The following is a 15,378-nucleotide window of genomic DNA, read 5'->3' as shown; positions in this document are numbered from 1 at the left end:
CTGCTCGCGGGAGCAGGCGCTCTTTTCCTTTTCGCCGATCCGCCCTCCCGTGGGGAGCAGGACGAGGCCGCAGCCGTCACCATGACGGTCACGAAGCCGGCTGCGCACCAACAGGTCGATGCGTCCGCCCTCACCGTCGCGATCGTGACGCCGGCCGAACGGCAATGGCCCGAATCTGTCCCTGCGACCGGCTGGCTGAAGCCCTGGCACGAGGCCATCATCGCGTCGGAGATCAGCGGCCTGCGCATCACGGAGGTTCTCGTCGACGTCGGATCGGTGGTCACGAAGGGCGAGCCCCTTGCCCGGCTCGCGCAGGACTCGGTGCTCGCGGACCTGCGCAAGGAGGAGGCTGCGCTGGAGACGGCGAAGGCCGATCTCGCCAAGGCGAAGACGAACGCCGACCGCGCGCGCAAGGTGCAGGCCAGCGGCGCGCTGTCGGACGAGAAAGTCGCGGAATACCTGGTCGCGGAGCAGACGGCGACGGCCGATCTCGAATCGGCGGACGCCGCATTGGCGAGCCAGAAGATCAAGGTCGACCAGACGACGATCACAGCGGTTGACGACGGTCTCATAACATCCCGCTCGGCGCAGCTTGGTGCTGTGGTTTCGTCCGGCACCGAAGTTTTCCGGCTGCTGCGGCAACAGCGTGTCGAATGGCAAGCCGAAGTGTCGGCGCGCTATCTCCCGCATATTAGGCAAGGTCTCACGGCCGAAATCGTCGGTCCCGGCAACACGCGTGTCGAGGGGAAAGTCAGACTGGTCGGCCCGACGGTGAATACCGATACAGGCCGTGCGATCGTCTATGTGGCGCTGCCGGCCGAGGCGCATTCACCCGTCGGCCTTTACGCGACCGGCGAGATCGAGCTGCAGACCACCAACGCACTTACCGTGCCGGAGACCGCCCTCGTCTTCCGGGACGGACTCAACTACCTCTTCACCGTCAATGCCGATCGGCATGTGACGCGCGTGCGCGTCGAGATCGGCCGCCGCAACGACGGCGAGGTGGAGATCCTGTCGGGCATCGACAAATCCGCGCGCGTCGTGAAAGCCGGCGGCGCCTTCCTCTCGGACAATGCCCAGGTCATGATTGAGGGAGATGCGCCATGAATTTGTCCGCCTGGTCGATCCGCAATCCCGTTCCCGCGATCCTGCTTTTCATTCTTCTGACCGTCGGCGGCCTTCTCGCCTTCCACAAGCTGGCGACCCAGAACTTTCCCGACATGGATCTGCCAACGATTAAAATCACCGCGACACTCGACGGCGCTGCCCCATCGTTGCTCGAGACCGAAGTCGCACGCAAGATCGAGGACAATCTCGCCTCGCTCAGCCTTCTCGATCATATCACCACGACGATCACGGACGGCTCGGTGTCGATCAGCGTGTCGTTCCAACTCGAAAAGAATAGCGAAGAGGCGCTGAACGAAGTCCGCAATGCCGTCGACAGCACGACCGCGGATTTGCCCTCCCAGATGGCAACGCCGAGCGTGACGAAAGTGACGGTGCAGGGGTCTCCGCTCCTGACCTATGCTGTCCGCTCCACCCGCCGCAACGAGACCGAACTTTCCTGGTTCGTCGACAATGACATGACCAAGGCTTTGCTTGCGGCCTCCGGCGTCGGCGAGGTGAGCCGGGTCGGCGGGATCGATCGCGAGGTGCATGTCGATCTCAACCCGCAAGTGATGGGATCGCTCGGGATCACGGCCGAAACCGTTTCCTCCCGCCTGAAATCGGTGCAATCGGACACGTCCGGCGGCCGCGCCGAGATCGGCGGCAGCAGGCAGACCATCCGTACGCTCGGCGCCGTCGCCTCGCTCGAGGAACTCAAGGCGATCTCGATTCCGCTGCCAAGCGGCAAGCTGGTGCGCCTTGACGAGATCGGCACCGTGACGGACAGTTTCTCGGATCGCTCGTCTCTTGCCACTCTCGACGGCCAGCCGGTGATCGGCGTTCAGGTGAAGCGTTCCAACGGCTTTTCGGACACAGGCGTTGCGGCCAATATCGAAGCCGCGATGAAGAAATTCGCGGCCGCCAATCCGGACGTGGAAATCGTCAAAGCCTACAGCACTGTCGGGCCGATCATCGACAATTACGACGGCTCGATGCACATGCTCTTCGAAGGCGCCTTGCTCGCCGTTGTGGTGGTCTGGCTCTTCCTGCGCGATTGGCGCGCGACCGTTCTGTCGGCCGTGGCTCTCCCGTTGTCGGTCATCCCGACCTTTCTCGCGATGTATCTGGCGAATTACAGCCTGAACACCGTGACCTTGCTTGCGCTCTCGCTCGTGGTCGGCATTCTCGTCGACGACGCGATCGTCGAGATCGAGAACATCGCGCGTCATTTGCGAATGGCGAAGTCGCCGATGGACGCCGCGCTCGAAGCCGCGAACGAGATCGGCCTCGCCGTCATCGCGACGACCTTCACGCTCGTCTCCGTCTTCCTGCCCACCGCTTTCATGAGCGGAATACCTGGCCTCATTTTCCGTCAATTCGGCGTGACGGCGGCCGTGGCAGTCCTCGCCTCTTTGCTGGTGGCCCGGCTGCTGACGCCCATGCTCGCGGCCTACACGATGAGAGCCCATCCGGCCAACGAGAAAGATGGCCTGATCATGCGGGTCTATATGGCAAGCGTGCGGGTCTGTCTGTATCGCCGCAAGCTCACCGTTCTTGCCGTTTGCCTGTTCTTCGCCCTGTCGCTCTCGGCGATCCCATTGTTGAGTTCGGGCTTCATACCGGCCTCCGACAATTCCCAGACGAAAGTCACTCTAACGCTGCAGCCCGGCAGCACCATCGGCCAGACGACTGCCCTCACGCGCCAAGCCACCGACTTCATTACGAAGGTGCCGCACGTGACCCATGTGTTCGCGGCGGTGGGCACCGCCTCGACCGGTGGCGGCATGGATTCGTCGACGACGGCCGACCCCACGACAGCATCGCTCGTCGTCGATCTGACGGATATCGGCAAACGCAGCCGCAAACAGGCTCAGATCGAAGACGATATCCGCCAGGCATTGGCCGTGTTGCCGGGAGTCAGGGTCGAAGTCGGGACCGGCGGCAATGGCACGACGCTCGAGATCACGCTGGCCAGCGATGACGCCAATATGCTCGATCAGGCGGGAAGCGCCCTGGAGGAACAATTGCGGACCTTGCATGGTATCGGGGCCGTGACGTCCAGCGCATCGCTGCAAGCCCCTGAGATTCAGATCACGCCCGATTTTACCCGCGCGGCCGCGCTCGGCGTCACATCAGACGCGATTTCCGAGGCGGTTCGTGTCGCTACGAACGGCGACTATTCCTCCTCGATGGCAAAACTCAATCTGCCGCAGCGACAAATCACCATCCGTGTGCGCTTCGATCCGCGCGCCCGGACGACACTGGACGATATCGCGAACCTGCGCGTCAGCGGCACGAATTGCAGCGTCGATCTCGGCTCGATCGCCGACATTCGGATCGGTGGAAGCCCGTCCAAGATCAATCGCATCGATCGGTCTCGCAATATCACGCTTTCGGTGGAATTGAACGGACGGCCCCTCAGTGAGGTCTACCAGGAAGCGAAGGCGCTGCCGGCGCTCAAGAACCTGCCGCAAGGGGTTCGGCTCGTGGAGCAAGGGGAACTGCAGCGCAGGTCGGAATTGTTCACAAGCTTTGGCACGGCAATGGCGATCGGCGTCTTCTGCATCTATGCCGTCTTGGTTCTGCTCTTCCATGATTTTCTGCAGCCCCTGACGATCCTCATGGCGTTACCGCTGTCGCTCGGTGGCGCCCTGCTGCCGCTGGTCGTGACCGGCACGAGCTTCTCCATGCCGGCGGTGATCGGACTGCTGATGCTGATGGGCGTGGTGACGAAGAACTCGATTCTGCTGGTCGAATACGCGATCATGGCGCGGCGCGGCGGGATGGCACGTTTCGATGCACTCATCGATGCGTGCCACAAGCGGGCGCGCCCCATTGTGATGACGACGATTGCCATGGGATGCGGCATGCTGCCGGTTGCTTTGAGCCTCAGCGGCGGCGATTCGAGCTTCAGGCAGCCCATGGCGATCGTCGTGATCGGCGGGCTGCTGACATCCACCTTCCTCAGCCTGCTTGTTATCCCCGTCATCTTCACCTTCATCGACGACGCGCTCGAACTGCTCAAGCGGCTCGTGCGCCGCTCACGTCGAACGGAGGGAGAAGTAAGGCCGCAAGCGCTTTTTGATGAGGGATGATCGTGGCGATCACAATTTAAAAGGGAAGCTCCGCGCAAGAGCCATGATCGCCTCGCCGATCTCCGGCGAGGCGATCATTCGTCTCAAGGATCACAGACCCTTGCCTTTGTGATTGCGACCGCTGGCCGCCGCCTTGCACATCGCCACAAGATTGTCGTCGTAGCTTGCCTGATCGGCGAGGATCTGCGGGCACATCTTCTTCATGGCAGCCGTCAGATGAATATTGCCGGCATTGCCTGTGCCCGTCGCACCGTCGGGGGCCGTGCCAACCCCGGGCGCACCAAATCCCAGCGCCCCGAGCAGTCCGCCATTCGTACCGGACGCACCGCCGCTGGACGCCCCCGAGCCGCTTGCCGTGCCTACACCCGATCCGCTCGAGCTGGCGGCTCCGCCTGCAGTATCAGTGCCGGAACCGCTGCTGCCGGCGCCCGTCCCCGTCCCGCCATCTGAGTCGCCAACGCCCACACCAGCGCCCGCTCCAACACTGGCGCCCGCGGAGCCAACACCAGTCGAAACGCCAGCGCCAGCGTTCACGCTGCCGGTGCCCGTACCTGCCCCCACGCCAGCCCCTGCACCAGCATTCACGCCACTCGATCCAACGCCAGCCCCGGCCCCGGCTTTCGCGCCAGCACTCGTGCCGCCGACATTCGCGCCGACGCCGGCACCAGCATTCGCGCCGCTCGAACCAACCCCGGTTCCGGCACCGGCGCCAACCCCGACACCGCCCACATTGGCACCTGCGCCAGCCCCAGTCCCGACATTCGCACCGCCCGACCCGACGCTGGTCCCGCCGCCCAAGCCGACGCCGACATGAACCCCGCCGGCACCGACGCTAGCCCCAGCTCCGCCCGTCGCCCCGGTGCTGCCGCCTTGGCCGCCTCCTGCGCTGAAAGCAGGATCAGCAACTAGCAACATCGTAGAAACGGCTGCGCAGCCCCACAAAAGGCGCGAACCGAATTTCCGTCCTTCAGGAGTATAAACTTTCTTCATCTGCTCCCCCAACACATTGCGCAAAATAGCGCCACGTCCCCGCACAATATAAACACATAAATGCGCGGAAGCGTATGCGAGAAATCACATACAAACACCCACCAAAGTGGTATGCGACAAGATTTCGGAAACCGCCAATTTGCAAAAATCTCGGCCCCAAGGACCAAAATCGTCAAAGAGAATTAGGCATATGGTTTCATATGCTTAAATAAGCGTCACACAGAATGACACATCATAAACATCAATGTCAGCGCACAATTGGCGGCCATAACTCTGCTAGCAAGACAGTTGCGACTTCAATTTGACACGAATTTCTTGCTCCACGACTTGGCCTCTGCATCGCCGCTCAGCTAGCCTTTGAGCTTCTGAGGCGGCTGCGCTCACGAAGGGCGTCAGGGTCGGGACCGTCACTGCTCACGCGGACACGCACCGGAATGGGGCAGACGACCGGCCCGTGCGCCCGGTCACACGTGCGGAAGCTTTACGTTGCGGCCACACCGACAAGGGGGCGGAGTTTGGCTGACGGCATCCATGGGGCGCTCTTCCGGCATTTGATTGCCATGGCGGATGTGCCTGGTCAGATGTCCCGATCGGTCTGCGCGTAGTTGAGAAAGTAGCCCGTAAACATTGTCAGGCCGAGGTATGCGAACGCCTCGACGAGCTGCTCATCGCTCCAGCCGCCTTGTTGAGCGGCCTTCCAGGTGACGTCGGCGACGTTTCCCGAATTGGCCGCCGCTTCCCTGACCACATTGGTCAGCGCGTCGATCTTGGCGTCGCCCGTCGTTGCGCCCGTCCGCAAAGCCGCGATCTGGGCTTCAGTCCAACCGCTCATGCCGGCGAAACGACTGGCGATACCAATCATATAGCCGTTGCCGACCGTGGCCGCCGTTGCGAGATTGAGCGCCCAGCTCACCTTCGGATCGAAGGTGCCGTGCTCGGCAGTCACGGCGCGCAAAGATGCATACGCCGCCAGCACCGCCGTAGAATGCGCCATCTGGGCATGCGCGTTCAGGGGGCGCCCCGTCGGCGAAGCCTGGGCAATCTTTTGCAGAAGCGGCCGCGACGCATCGGGTGCGTCCTCGACTGTGCGGGTAGGAATCCGGCTCATGTCAGTCTTTCCTTGTTGCTGCGTACTTTGATGCGCCTGACGTTATGAAATCATCTGGCGCGGCTCGCGTCGGCGATGTCACGTTAACTTTCGCGGGCGCACGAGTGTCACGGTGGTTGATTTTCAGGCTGCTGCAGCGGCGGACTTCCACTCCGTCATCGCCGTCAGGCGATGAACGTGGGTTGAGAGAGCGGAGCGTTGAGAGCGAGGCGGGACGAAATGGTTTCGGACGGCGGAAAACGTTGAGACGAACCGTTGCAATCCTGGCCATGATCGAAAGCCTTGCATAATTCGCTCGCGTTTTCGGATGGGAACATGGGAATTTTCCGCACGATTATTTAATCCCTTGTGCTGCCAATGATCGATATTCGGCATAACCTTGCGTCTGGCGGCGGAGTAGGAGCCGAGTTTGTCGGTCACGATCCGCTTCGGTGGTCGTCCTTGCTTGCGCAGCAGCCTTGTCAACAATCGCCGTGCAGCCTTTGTGTTTCGCTGAATTTGCAAGATTTCGTCGAGAACGTATCCTTCCTGGTCGACAGCCCGCCACAGATAACGTTTCTCGCCATTGACGGTGATGACAACCTCGTCGAGATACCAGATATCAAGGCGGCTTGGAGCCTTGCGCCTCAAGCGGCGGGCGTAGTCGGCGCCAAATTTGATCGCCCAGCGCCGGATCGTTTCGTAGGATACGACGATGCCGCGCTCGAGCAACATTTCCTCGACCAGACGCAAGCTCAACGGGAAACGGAAATAGAGCCAGACGGCGTGCGCGATGATCGTCGGAGGAAATCGATGCCGTTTGTAGCTCACAGGAGAATGGATCATGGCTGGTCAATATCAGCAGAAATGTTCGACCCAGTTAACGTGATATCGCCCGGCGGAGCCATGCGGTGCAATCAAGCGAGACGTCCCCCCTCAGCGGCTCACATCGATTTGTCTGCGTTGGAATCCGGAATTCCGGGGCAAGGCCAGAATGATATTTCGACCTGCGAATTGGCGCTTTTTATCTTCTCATCTGTAAACCAGCACCGGGATCTTCGAATGGGTTAAGACTTTTGCCGTTTCGCTGCCGATCACGAGGGCCGCGACACCGCGACGTCCATGCGAGGCCATGGCGATCAGATCGCAGCCTTTTTCCTGTGCGGTTTGGATGATCGCTTGATAAGGGTGCGGATGCTCGATCTGCACCACGTTGCACGCAACGGCGGCTTTCTTTGCCAGCTTTCCAGCGTCTTCCAAATGGCGCGCGGCCTCTTCACGCGCATAGCGTGTGTATTCGTCCTGCGTGCGAGCGAGCTGTTCGCTGTTGGTGGTCAGAATATTGAAAGGTTCGATGGCAGACACCAGCGTGACGCTGGCGCCGATATGGCGGGCAAATTCGATGCCCTTTTTGACCGCCTCCGTCGACAGGGGTGAACCATCGGTTGGAATCAAGATATGATGAAACATTGCCGCGCCTCCATGAATATCACCTAATGGGAGGCACGGCGTCGCGCTTTGATTCACATCAAGCGATCGCGCTCACCGCAGCAAATTGGTCTTCGCCACGTCGATCAGTTCGTCACCACGCCCGTTCATCACTGCTTTCAGCGCCCACAGGCTGAAGCCTTTGGCCTGTTCGAAGGTGATCGTCGGCGGCATCGAGAGTTCCTGCGTGTTCGTCACCACGTCGAGCAGCGCGGGGCCGTCGCGCGCCAGCATGTCCGCGATCGCCTTGCCGAGGTCGCCCGGATCGTCGACACGCGCTGCATGCACGCCGATGGCGCGGGCCATGGCCGCGAAATCCGGATTGACCAGCGACGTGCCGGTTTCCAGAAAGCCCGAGGCTTTCATTTCCATCGCCACGAACCCAAGCACGCTGTTGTTAAAGATGACGATTTTGACCGGCAGTTTCTGCTGGATCAGGGTTAGGAAATCGCCCATCAGCATGGCAAAGCCGCCATCGCCCGAGAGACTGATCACCTGGCGGCCCGGATAAGCGGCCTGCGCACCGATCGCCTGCGGCATGGCATTGGCCATCGAGCCGTGCACCAGCGAGCCGATCATGCGGCGCTTGCCGTTCATCTTCAGATAGCGCGCCGCCCAGACCGTCGGCGTGCCGACGTCGAAGGTGAAGATCGCATCGTCCGCCGCATGATGGCTCAGCAGCTTGGCGAGATATTGCGGATGGATCGGCTTGCGGCCGGGCACGCCGGTGGCGAGATCGTCAAGACCATCGCGCGCCTTCTGGTAGCGGGTCAGCGCCGCATCGAGATGGGTGCGGTCCTGCTGGACCTCGAGTTTCGGCAGCAACGCGTCGAGCGTCGCGCGCACATCGCCGATAAGGCCGAGATCGAGACGGGTGCGGCGGCCGAGATTTTCGGGGCGCAGATCGATCTGGGCGATTTTGGCATTGGCCGGAAAGAACTGCCGGTAGGGAAAATCGGTGCCGAGCATCAACAGTGTGTCGCAGCTCAGCATGGCGTGATAGCCGGAGCTGAAGCCGATCAGGCCGGTCATGCCGACATCGTAAGGGTTGTCATATTCGACATGTTCCTTGCCGCCGAGAGCATGCACCATGGGCGCCTTCAATTTCTCGCACAGGGCCAGAAGCTGCGCATGAGCGCCGGCGCAGCCGCGCCCGCACAGCAGTGTGACGCGCTCGCCGCCGTTCAAAAGCGCCGCCAGCGCGGCGATGTCCTCATCGCTCGGCCGCACGATCGGCGGTTTGACGGCGATCGACGCGCCGGCCGAAGGCGTCACATCCACACTCTGCAGGGCGACATCGCCGGGGAGCACCACGACCGCGACGCCGCGCTGGCCCACGGCGGCGCGGATCGCCGCTTCGAGCACGCCGGGAAGCTGCTCGGGGTGCGACACGAGTTCGCAATAATGGCTGCATTCGCGAAACAGGTTTTCGGGATGGGTTTCCTGAAAATAGCCGCGGCCGATTTCGGCGCTTGGAATATGGGCGGCAATGGCCAGCACCGGCACGCGCGAGCGATGGCAGTCGAACAGCCCATTGATAAGATGCAAATTGCCGGGGCCGCAACTGCCGGCGCAGACCGCAAGCTCGCCGGTGAGATGCGCTTCGGCGCCGGCGGCGAAGGCGGCGGTCTCCTCGTGCCGCGTGTGAATCCAGTCGATGTCGCCGCGCTGGCGCAGGGATTCGGTGATCCCGTTCAAACTATCGCCGACGATGCCATAGATCCGTCGCGCGCCGACCGAATGCAGAATCTCGGTCACAACATCCGCTACCTTACGCTTTGCCATGGAACCTCCGGAACAAGTTCGTGGACGAGGGGCTCGGTCTGTCGTATGAACAAAAAGTGAACATTTTGATTTGTGTGCTCAGTCTAGCCGAGCAGCCCGCCCTGTCACCCCCGTGCGCAAGATGGGGCGCGGGCTTTGAGGGCGGCGGCAAAATGCCGGGCCAAAGCCGGATCCGTGCGAAAATTTTTTTGGGATCAAACTAATAGAGCTATTATATTATTAGAATCATAGCCTTATCGTGTATCCTCGAGTATACTACTCGCCCGGCGCCTTGGCGATGATCGCGAGCGCATGCACGCCGCCGGCGAGTTCCGCGGTCAGCGCCTGGTTGATGAGCCGGTGCCGGTCCACCCGGCTCTTGCCGGAGAAGGCGGCCGACACCACATGCACCGTAAAGTGGGTCTCACCACCGGGGCGAGCGCCGGCATGGCCGGCGTGAAGATGCGAATCATCGATCACATCGAGAAAAGTCGGGGCAAGGGCGGTTTGCAGCTTTTCCCTTATCTGTTCTTGAACCTGTCCCATGGCATCCACTCTTTCATCACTGGGTTAAGCTTGCCAGAAAAGCCGCAGGTCTGCCATTCCCTTGTCGCAGGGCAGACCAAGGAATTTCTCGCCGACGCTTGGCACGGCAATCAATGTTGCGCATAATCGAAACGACCATGAACCTGAACTCGAGCCTTTTTGACCGCATTCGCATTAAGCGCGCTCCGCAAGCCGAACAAAGCGCATCCGGTCCAACCTGCAATCATCCCGGCTGTAAGGAGCTTGGGCTGTATCGCGCCCCCATGGGCCGCTTGCGGGAAGGGCAATTTTTCTGCTTCTGCCTCGAACACGTGCGCGAATACAACGCGTCCTATAATTATTTCAATGGCATGAGCGACGAGGCCGTTGCCAAATATCAAAAGGACGCGACGATCGGCCACCGGCCGACCTGGACGATGGGCGCCAATCGCGGCGCGCGCGCGCAAGGCTACACCTTTACCGATACGATCGGCCCCTATGCCCGCACCGGTTTTGCCGCGCCGCGCGAACCGCGCTACGGGCCGCTGGCCATGAAGGCGCTCGACGAGCTTGGCCTCGACGACAGCGCCGACGCCGGCCAGATCAAGGCGCGCTACAAGGAACTCGTCAAAAAGTGGCATCCGGACGCGAATGGCGGCGATCGCTCGTGCGAAGACAAATTGCGCGAGATCATCCGGGCCTATAACTATCTGCGATCCGCCAAACTGGCTTGAACGGGTGGTAGAGGAAACAGGCCTGCCGTAAGGTGTGCCTGATGGTGAAGTTTGCTCGGGCCGACGCAATTCCGCCGGCGGCCGGGCGGGCAATGTGAGGAATGATGCAAAGCGCGATAGCTCAGGTGCCGAATGATCCGTTGGTCAATATGCCCGATACGAAAGTTTCGGTGCGCAAGCTTTTCGGCATCGATTCTGATTTGGAAGTTCCGGCCTTTTCCCAAAGCGATCCGCATGTGCCGGACTTCGACCCGGATTATCTCTTCGACAAAGAAACGACCCTCGCCATTCTCGCCGGATTTGCCCGCAATCGCCGCGTCATTGTGACCGGCTATCACGGAACCGGCAAATCGACCCATATCGAGCAGGTCGCGGCGCGGCTCAACTGGCCGTGCGTGCGCATCAACCTCGACAGCCATGTCTCGCGTATCGATCTCGTCGGCAAGGATGCGATCGTGCTCAAGGACGGCAAGCAGATCACCGAATTCCGCGACGGCATTCTGCCCTGGGCCTATCAGCGCAATGTGGCGCTGGTGTTCGACGAATATGACGCCGGCCGCCCGGACGTGATGTTCGTCATCCAGCGCGTGCTCGAATCGTCGGGCCGCCTGACCCTGCTCGACCAAAGCCGCGTGGTGCACCCGCATCCGTCCTTCCGCCTCTTCGCCACCGCCAATACGGTGGGCCTCGGCGACACGTCCGGCCTCTATCACGGCACGCAGCAGATCAACCAGGCGCAGATGGACCGCTGGTCGATCGTGACCACGCTGAACTACCTGCCGCACGACAAGGAAGTCGACATCGTGCTAGCCAAGAACAAGCCCTTCCGCACCAAGGAAGGCAAGGATATCGTCAACAAGATGGTGCGGGTCGCCGATCTGACGCGTAACGCCTTTGCGGCAGGCGACATCTCTACAGTCATGTCACCGCGTACGGTGATCACCTGGGCCGAGAATGCCGACATCTTCAAGGACGTCGGATTCGCCTTCCGTCTTACCTTCCTGAACAAATGCGACGAGTTGGAACGCACGCTCGTCGCCGAGTTCTACCAGCGCTGTTTCGGGCAGGAATTGCCGGAAAGCGCGCTGAATGTGGTGATGAGCTAAAGGCAGTTGGCAATAGGGCTTAGGCAATCGACTGACGACTGCCTAAGCCCGACCGCCCTTTAACGATGCAGACGTCATGACCACCAACCGCAAACCGCCCGGCAAGACCGAAGCCCCGCAAGAACCCTTCCGCAAGGCGGTTGCCGGCGTCATGCGGGCGATGTCGGGCACCCATGAACTCGAAGTCACCTTCGCCCCGGAAAAGCCGGCGCTGATCGGCTCCGGCGAGGGCGCCAAGGTGCGCCTGCCCGAGCCGCCGCGCAAAATGTCGGCGCATGATGCGGCGATCCTGCGTGGCCATGCCGATTCCCTGGCGCTGCGGCTCGCCTGCCATGATGTCAACGTGCATCGGCGCCTCGTGCCGCAAGGGAGCCAAGGCCGCGCCGTGTTCGAAGCGGTCGAACAGGCCCGCTGCGAGGCGATCGGCTCGCGCCGCATGCAGGGGGTCGCAAGCAACATCGGCGCGATGCTCGACGAGCGCTACGGCAAGGGCGCCTATGCCACCGTCTCGGAACGCGCCGACGTACCGCTCGAGGACGCGGTCGCGCTCATGGTGCGCGAACGTCTGACGGGGCTCGAGACGCCGCCTTCGGCGAAAAAGATCGTCGATCTGTGGCGGCCCTGGATCGAGTCCCGCGCCGGGGAGGATCTCGATGCGCTCGACCGCTCGATCGAGGATCAGCGCGCCTTCGGCAAGCTCATTCACAAGCTGCTCGCCGATTTCGACATGGCGGACGACGCCAATCTCGACAACGAATCGAGCGAGGAGGACGAGAGCGAGGCCGAGTCCACCGACGAGGCGGACGAGGCTGAGGCCGAAGCCGGGGAAGACGATACCGGCGAAACCATGGAGATGCAGGAATCGCCCGATTCCACCGACGAAGCCGAAGAAGGCATGATGGAGGCCGAGGATGCTCCATCGGGCGAGTTTCCCGAAGATTCGGAAACCGGCGAGTCGGACGAGGCGGCCGAAAGCCGCCGCCCGCCGGACCATGGCCGCGAAGCCCGCAAGGGCCCGGACTACAAGGCGTTCACGACGAAATTCGACGAGGAGGTCAAGGCCGAGGACCTGTGTGAGCCGGACGAACTCGACCGGCTGCGCTCCTACCTCGATAAACAATTGTCGCATCTCTCGAGTGTCGTCGCGCGGCTCGCCAACCGCCTGCAGCGCCGCCTGATGGCGCAGCAGAACCGTTCGTGGGAATTCGATCTCGAAGAAGGCATTCTCGATCCGGCGCGGCTCGTGCGCATCATCATCGATCCGCAGCAGCCTTTGTCGTTCAAGCGCGAAAAGGACACGGACTTCCGCGATACGGTCGTGACCTTGCTGCTCGACAATTCCGGCTCGATGCGCGGCCGGCCGATCACGGTTGCGGCGACCTGTGCCGATATTCTGGCGCGCACGCTCGAGCGCTGCGGCGTGAAGGTCGAGATTTTGGGCTTCACCACCCGGGCGTGGAAAGGCGGCCAGGCGCGTGAGGCGTGGCTGCAGGCCGGCAAGCCGGCGAATCCCGGCCGGCTGAACGATCTGCGCCACATCGTCTACAAGGCGGCCGACGCCCCTTGGCGGCGGGCGCGGCGCAATCTCGGCCTGATGATGCGCGAAGGCCTGCTGAAGGAAAACATCGACGGCGAGGCGCTCGATTGGGCGCATCGGCGGCTGCTGCACCGGACCGAGCAGCGGCGCATTCTGATGGTGATTTCGGACGGCGCGCCGGTGGACGATTCGACCCTCTCCGTCAACGCCGGCAATTATCTCGAAAAGCATCTGCGCTACGTGATCGACGAGATCGAGAACCGTTCGCCGGTCGAAATCATCGCCATCGGCATCGGCCATGATGTGACGCGCTATTATAAGCGCGCGGTGACGATCGTGGATGCGGAAGAACTCGGCGGCGCGATGACGGAAAAGCTCGCAGAATTGTTCACCGAAGATTACGTGCCGCCGCCGGTCAGTCACGCGTTGCGCGGCAGCGCGCGACGCTGATCGAGTGGCGGCACGCGCAATGGGGGAGCTTGCGCATGTGGCCATTCTGCACCAAGGCGGTTGTGACTCTGGCGCTCGCGCTCGCCGTTATGAATGGTGCGCGGGCCGCCCCGAGTTTTGACTGCGCGAAAGCGAGCACGCCGGTCGAGCGTGCGATCTGCAGCGATCCCGATCTTGGCAATCTCGACGCAACGCTGGCGTCGGTTTTGAAAGAAGCTCTGGGTCGGGCGGGACCGAGCCGCGACGATCTGTTGCGGCAACAGCGTGAGTGGCTGGCGAGCCGCAATGATTGCGCGTCGGAAAAAACGCCGTTGAAGACTGCGATCTGCTTGCAAAAGAGCTATACGGAGCAGATCAACCAGCTCCGCCTTTTTGCAAGTCCACTCAAGGATGGCAGCGCGCCTCTGTGCCATGTCTTCGCTGAGCGCATTGAAGCGCTCTCTCAAGCCGATGCAAATATTTTTGCGCCAACCAGGAGCTCGTCTTGGTTTGGCCGCACGGCGCTCGACATCCTTGCCGACGACAAATCCAGCGAACTCATACTCAACAAAGACGCCTCGCATTATTCAACTGTGGCAGAGCTTCTTGCCGCTTTCGCCAAAGCTGCGCAGCCAGCGACTCTTTCGGATAAGACCAAGGCGGTCATTGATGAAGATTTTGCGGGATCCTCATATCTATATCTTTATCGTTTGCCGCAGAGCGATCTTTATGTTGTCGGCACGGTGCAAGGAACTCTGTCGTGCACGGTGCATGATTGGTTCGAAATACGCGACGGTCACATGGAACCCATGGATTCTCTCGATCCTGAGGACAAGCGCGATGACGGCAACATGTGTGGCGCTTTGGAGGATCGGCTCGGTGTTTTCAAAAACATTCCTGTTCGTTTGGCGCTGACCTGGCAGGCAACGCCGGACCTCCCGTCCGTCGTTGAGATCGAAGCTCGCGTGGGCGACGCCTGGGCGCCGGCATGTTCCGTTCGGTTCGAGTTTGCACCGACCTTCGACCTGAACCAGTCGCTCAATCAAGGCGAAAAAAGCTGCACGTTCCAAAACTGCTCCAAGCTTTACGATGAAGCACTGAGATTGGTCGTTGCGTTTCAGAATCGCCGCAGCGACCAAATCGGCACGATGTCGCAAGCCGAGCGGAATACATTCGACGCGATTCAGACCCTTTGGTCAAAAGATACTCCGGCACCGGACTTCGATCAGAATCGCGACCAAGCGCGACAGCCCGATACAGCGCTTGATACCAACCCGATGATTTTGCCGAGCGTGGTGGACGATAAAGTCTATCTCGTCACGCTCGGCCATCGCACCATCGGCTGGCGGATTTTCGGCGACTGGGAAGTCAAGTTCTGGTCGCTCGCAGGGGACCATCTGGAGAATGTTGCAACGACGACCGTTGGCATGGCGCGCGGAAAATTGCTGAACGTGAATGTCACCGAGCCGACGCAGTAGTTCGAGTAGGCTTCTGTCGATGGCCTTAGCCGCCGTTC

12 protein-coding genes are annotated in these 15,378 nt (G+C 61.4%); 6 read left to right on the top strand and 6 right to left on the bottom strand.

The window, feature by feature from the left end:
- Positions 1-81 precede the first annotated feature (81 nt).
- Both V9T28_RS00540 and V9T28_RS00535 read left to right on the top strand, forming a co-directional pair.
- Complete coding sequence (locus tag V9T28_RS00540) at positions 82-1,107, top strand: efflux RND transporter periplasmic adaptor subunit (RefSeq protein WP_116402687.1); 1,026 nt, start codon at positions 82-84, stop codon at positions 1,105-1,107.
- On the top strand, positions 1,104-4,202 hold the full coding sequence (locus tag V9T28_RS00535; RefSeq protein ID WP_116402678.1) for an efflux RND transporter permease subunit: 3,099 nt from the start codon (positions 1,104-1,106) through the stop codon (positions 4,200-4,202). Before V9T28_RS00540 ends, V9T28_RS00535 begins: the two co-directional genes overlap by 4 nt.
- A 90-nt stretch (positions 4,203-4,292) precedes the next feature.
- On the opposite strand, the gene V9T28_RS00530 is transcribed toward V9T28_RS00535, so the two are convergent.
- The 6 genes from V9T28_RS00530 to V9T28_RS00505 form a co-directional block, all read right to left on the bottom strand.
- Positions 4,293-5,192, bottom strand: a complete 900-nt coding sequence (locus V9T28_RS00530) for a hypothetical protein (RefSeq protein WP_147306521.1) — start codon at positions 5,190-5,192, stop codon at positions 4,293-4,295.
- Between the two features lie 577 nt (positions 5,193-5,769).
- A complete protein-coding gene (locus V9T28_RS00525; protein ID WP_116402680.1) occupies positions 5,770-6,300 on the bottom strand; it encodes a carboxymuconolactone decarboxylase family protein in 531 nt (176 codons plus the stop codon).
- A gap of 123 nt (positions 6,301-6,423) precedes the next feature.
- Complete coding sequence (locus V9T28_RS00520) at positions 6,424-7,125, bottom strand: IS6 family transposase (RefSeq protein WP_339071785.1); 702 nt, start codon at positions 7,123-7,125, stop codon at positions 6,424-6,426.
- 186 nt (positions 7,126-7,311) lie between these two features.
- Positions 7,312-7,806: a universal stress protein gene (locus V9T28_RS00515; RefSeq protein WP_339071799.1), complete on the bottom strand. Its 495-nt coding sequence runs from the start codon at positions 7,804-7,806 to the stop codon at positions 7,312-7,314.
- Positions 7,807-7,821: 15 nt separating this feature from the next.
- Positions 7,822-9,552, bottom strand: a complete 1,731-nt coding sequence (gene poxB / locus V9T28_RS00510) for a ubiquinone-dependent pyruvate dehydrogenase (protein WP_116402795.1) — start codon at positions 9,550-9,552, stop codon at positions 7,822-7,824.
- Positions 9,553-9,807: 255 nt separating this feature from the next.
- Positions 9,808-10,077 (bottom strand): BolA family protein, encoded by a 270-nt coding sequence (locus V9T28_RS00505; protein ID WP_116402794.1) that lies wholly within the window; start codon positions 10,075-10,077, stop codon positions 9,808-9,810.
- Positions 10,078-10,214: 137 nt separating this feature from the next.
- Here V9T28_RS00505 and V9T28_RS00500 point away from each other — a divergent pair, with 137 nt between their 5' ends.
- The 4 genes from V9T28_RS00500 (at position 10,215) to V9T28_RS00485 (ending at position 15,340) form a co-directional block, all read left to right on the top strand.
- Positions 10,215-10,790, top strand: a complete 576-nt coding sequence (locus V9T28_RS00500; RefSeq protein ID WP_116402802.1) for a J domain-containing protein — start codon at positions 10,215-10,217, stop codon at positions 10,788-10,790.
- A gap of 104 nt (positions 10,791-10,894) precedes the next feature.
- Positions 10,895-11,896 (top strand): cobaltochelatase subunit CobS, encoded by a 1,002-nt coding sequence (gene cobS, locus V9T28_RS00495; protein WP_116402801.1) that lies wholly within the window; start codon positions 10,895-10,897, stop codon positions 11,894-11,896.
- Between the two features lie 76 nt (positions 11,897-11,972).
- Complete coding sequence (cobT, locus tag V9T28_RS00490; RefSeq protein ID WP_116402793.1) at positions 11,973-13,883, top strand: cobaltochelatase subunit CobT; 1,911 nt, start codon at positions 11,973-11,975, stop codon at positions 13,881-13,883.
- 35 nt (positions 13,884-13,918) lie between these two features.
- Positions 13,919-15,340, top strand: coding sequence for a lysozyme inhibitor LprI family protein (locus tag V9T28_RS00485; RefSeq protein WP_116402792.1), 1,422 nt, complete (start codon positions 13,919-13,921; stop codon positions 15,338-15,340).
- Positions 15,341-15,378 lie beyond the last annotated feature (38 nt).

This window comes from Methylovirgula sp. 4M-Z18 (genome assembly GCF_037890675.1).
In the GTDB taxonomy this organism is placed as follows: Bacteria; Pseudomonadota; Alphaproteobacteria; order Rhizobiales; family Beijerinckiaceae; genus 4M-Z18.
This window is presented reverse-complemented; position numbering and strand designations above follow the sequence as displayed.

Coding starts and splice junctions, on each gene's coding strand:
- V9T28_RS00525 (WP_116402680.1), bottom strand. CDS start 6,300: ATGAGCCGGATTCCTACCCGCACAGTCGAGGACGCACCCGATGCGTCG.
- V9T28_RS00485 (WP_116402792.1), top strand. CDS start 13,919: ATGTGGCCATTCTGCACCAAGGCGGTTGTGACTCTGGCGCTCGCGCTC.
- V9T28_RS00520 (WP_339071785.1), bottom strand. CDS start 7,125: ATGATCCATTCTCCTGTGAGCTACAAACGGCATCGATTTCCTCCGACG.
- V9T28_RS00500 (WP_116402802.1), top strand. CDS start 10,215: ATGAACCTGAACTCGAGCCTTTTTGACCGCATTCGCATTAAGCGCGCT.
- V9T28_RS00505 (WP_116402794.1), bottom strand. CDS start 10,077: ATGGGACAGGTTCAAGAACAGATAAGGGAAAAGCTGCAAACCGCCCTT.
- poxB (WP_116402795.1), bottom strand. CDS start 9,552: ATGGCAAAGCGTAAGGTAGCGGATGTTGTGACCGAGATTCTGCATTCG.
- cobT (WP_116402793.1), top strand. CDS start 11,973: ATGACCACCAACCGCAAACCGCCCGGCAAGACCGAAGCCCCGCAAGAA.
- V9T28_RS00535 (WP_116402678.1), top strand. CDS start 1,104: ATGAATTTGTCCGCCTGGTCGATCCGCAATCCCGTTCCCGCGATCCTG.
- cobS (WP_116402801.1), top strand. CDS start 10,895: ATGCAAAGCGCGATAGCTCAGGTGCCGAATGATCCGTTGGTCAATATG.
- V9T28_RS00530 (WP_147306521.1), bottom strand. CDS start 5,192: ATGAAGAAAGTTTATACTCCTGAAGGACGGAAATTCGGTTCGCGCCTT.
- V9T28_RS00540 (WP_116402687.1), top strand. CDS start 82: ATGACGGTCACGAAGCCGGCTGCGCACCAACAGGTCGATGCGTCCGCC.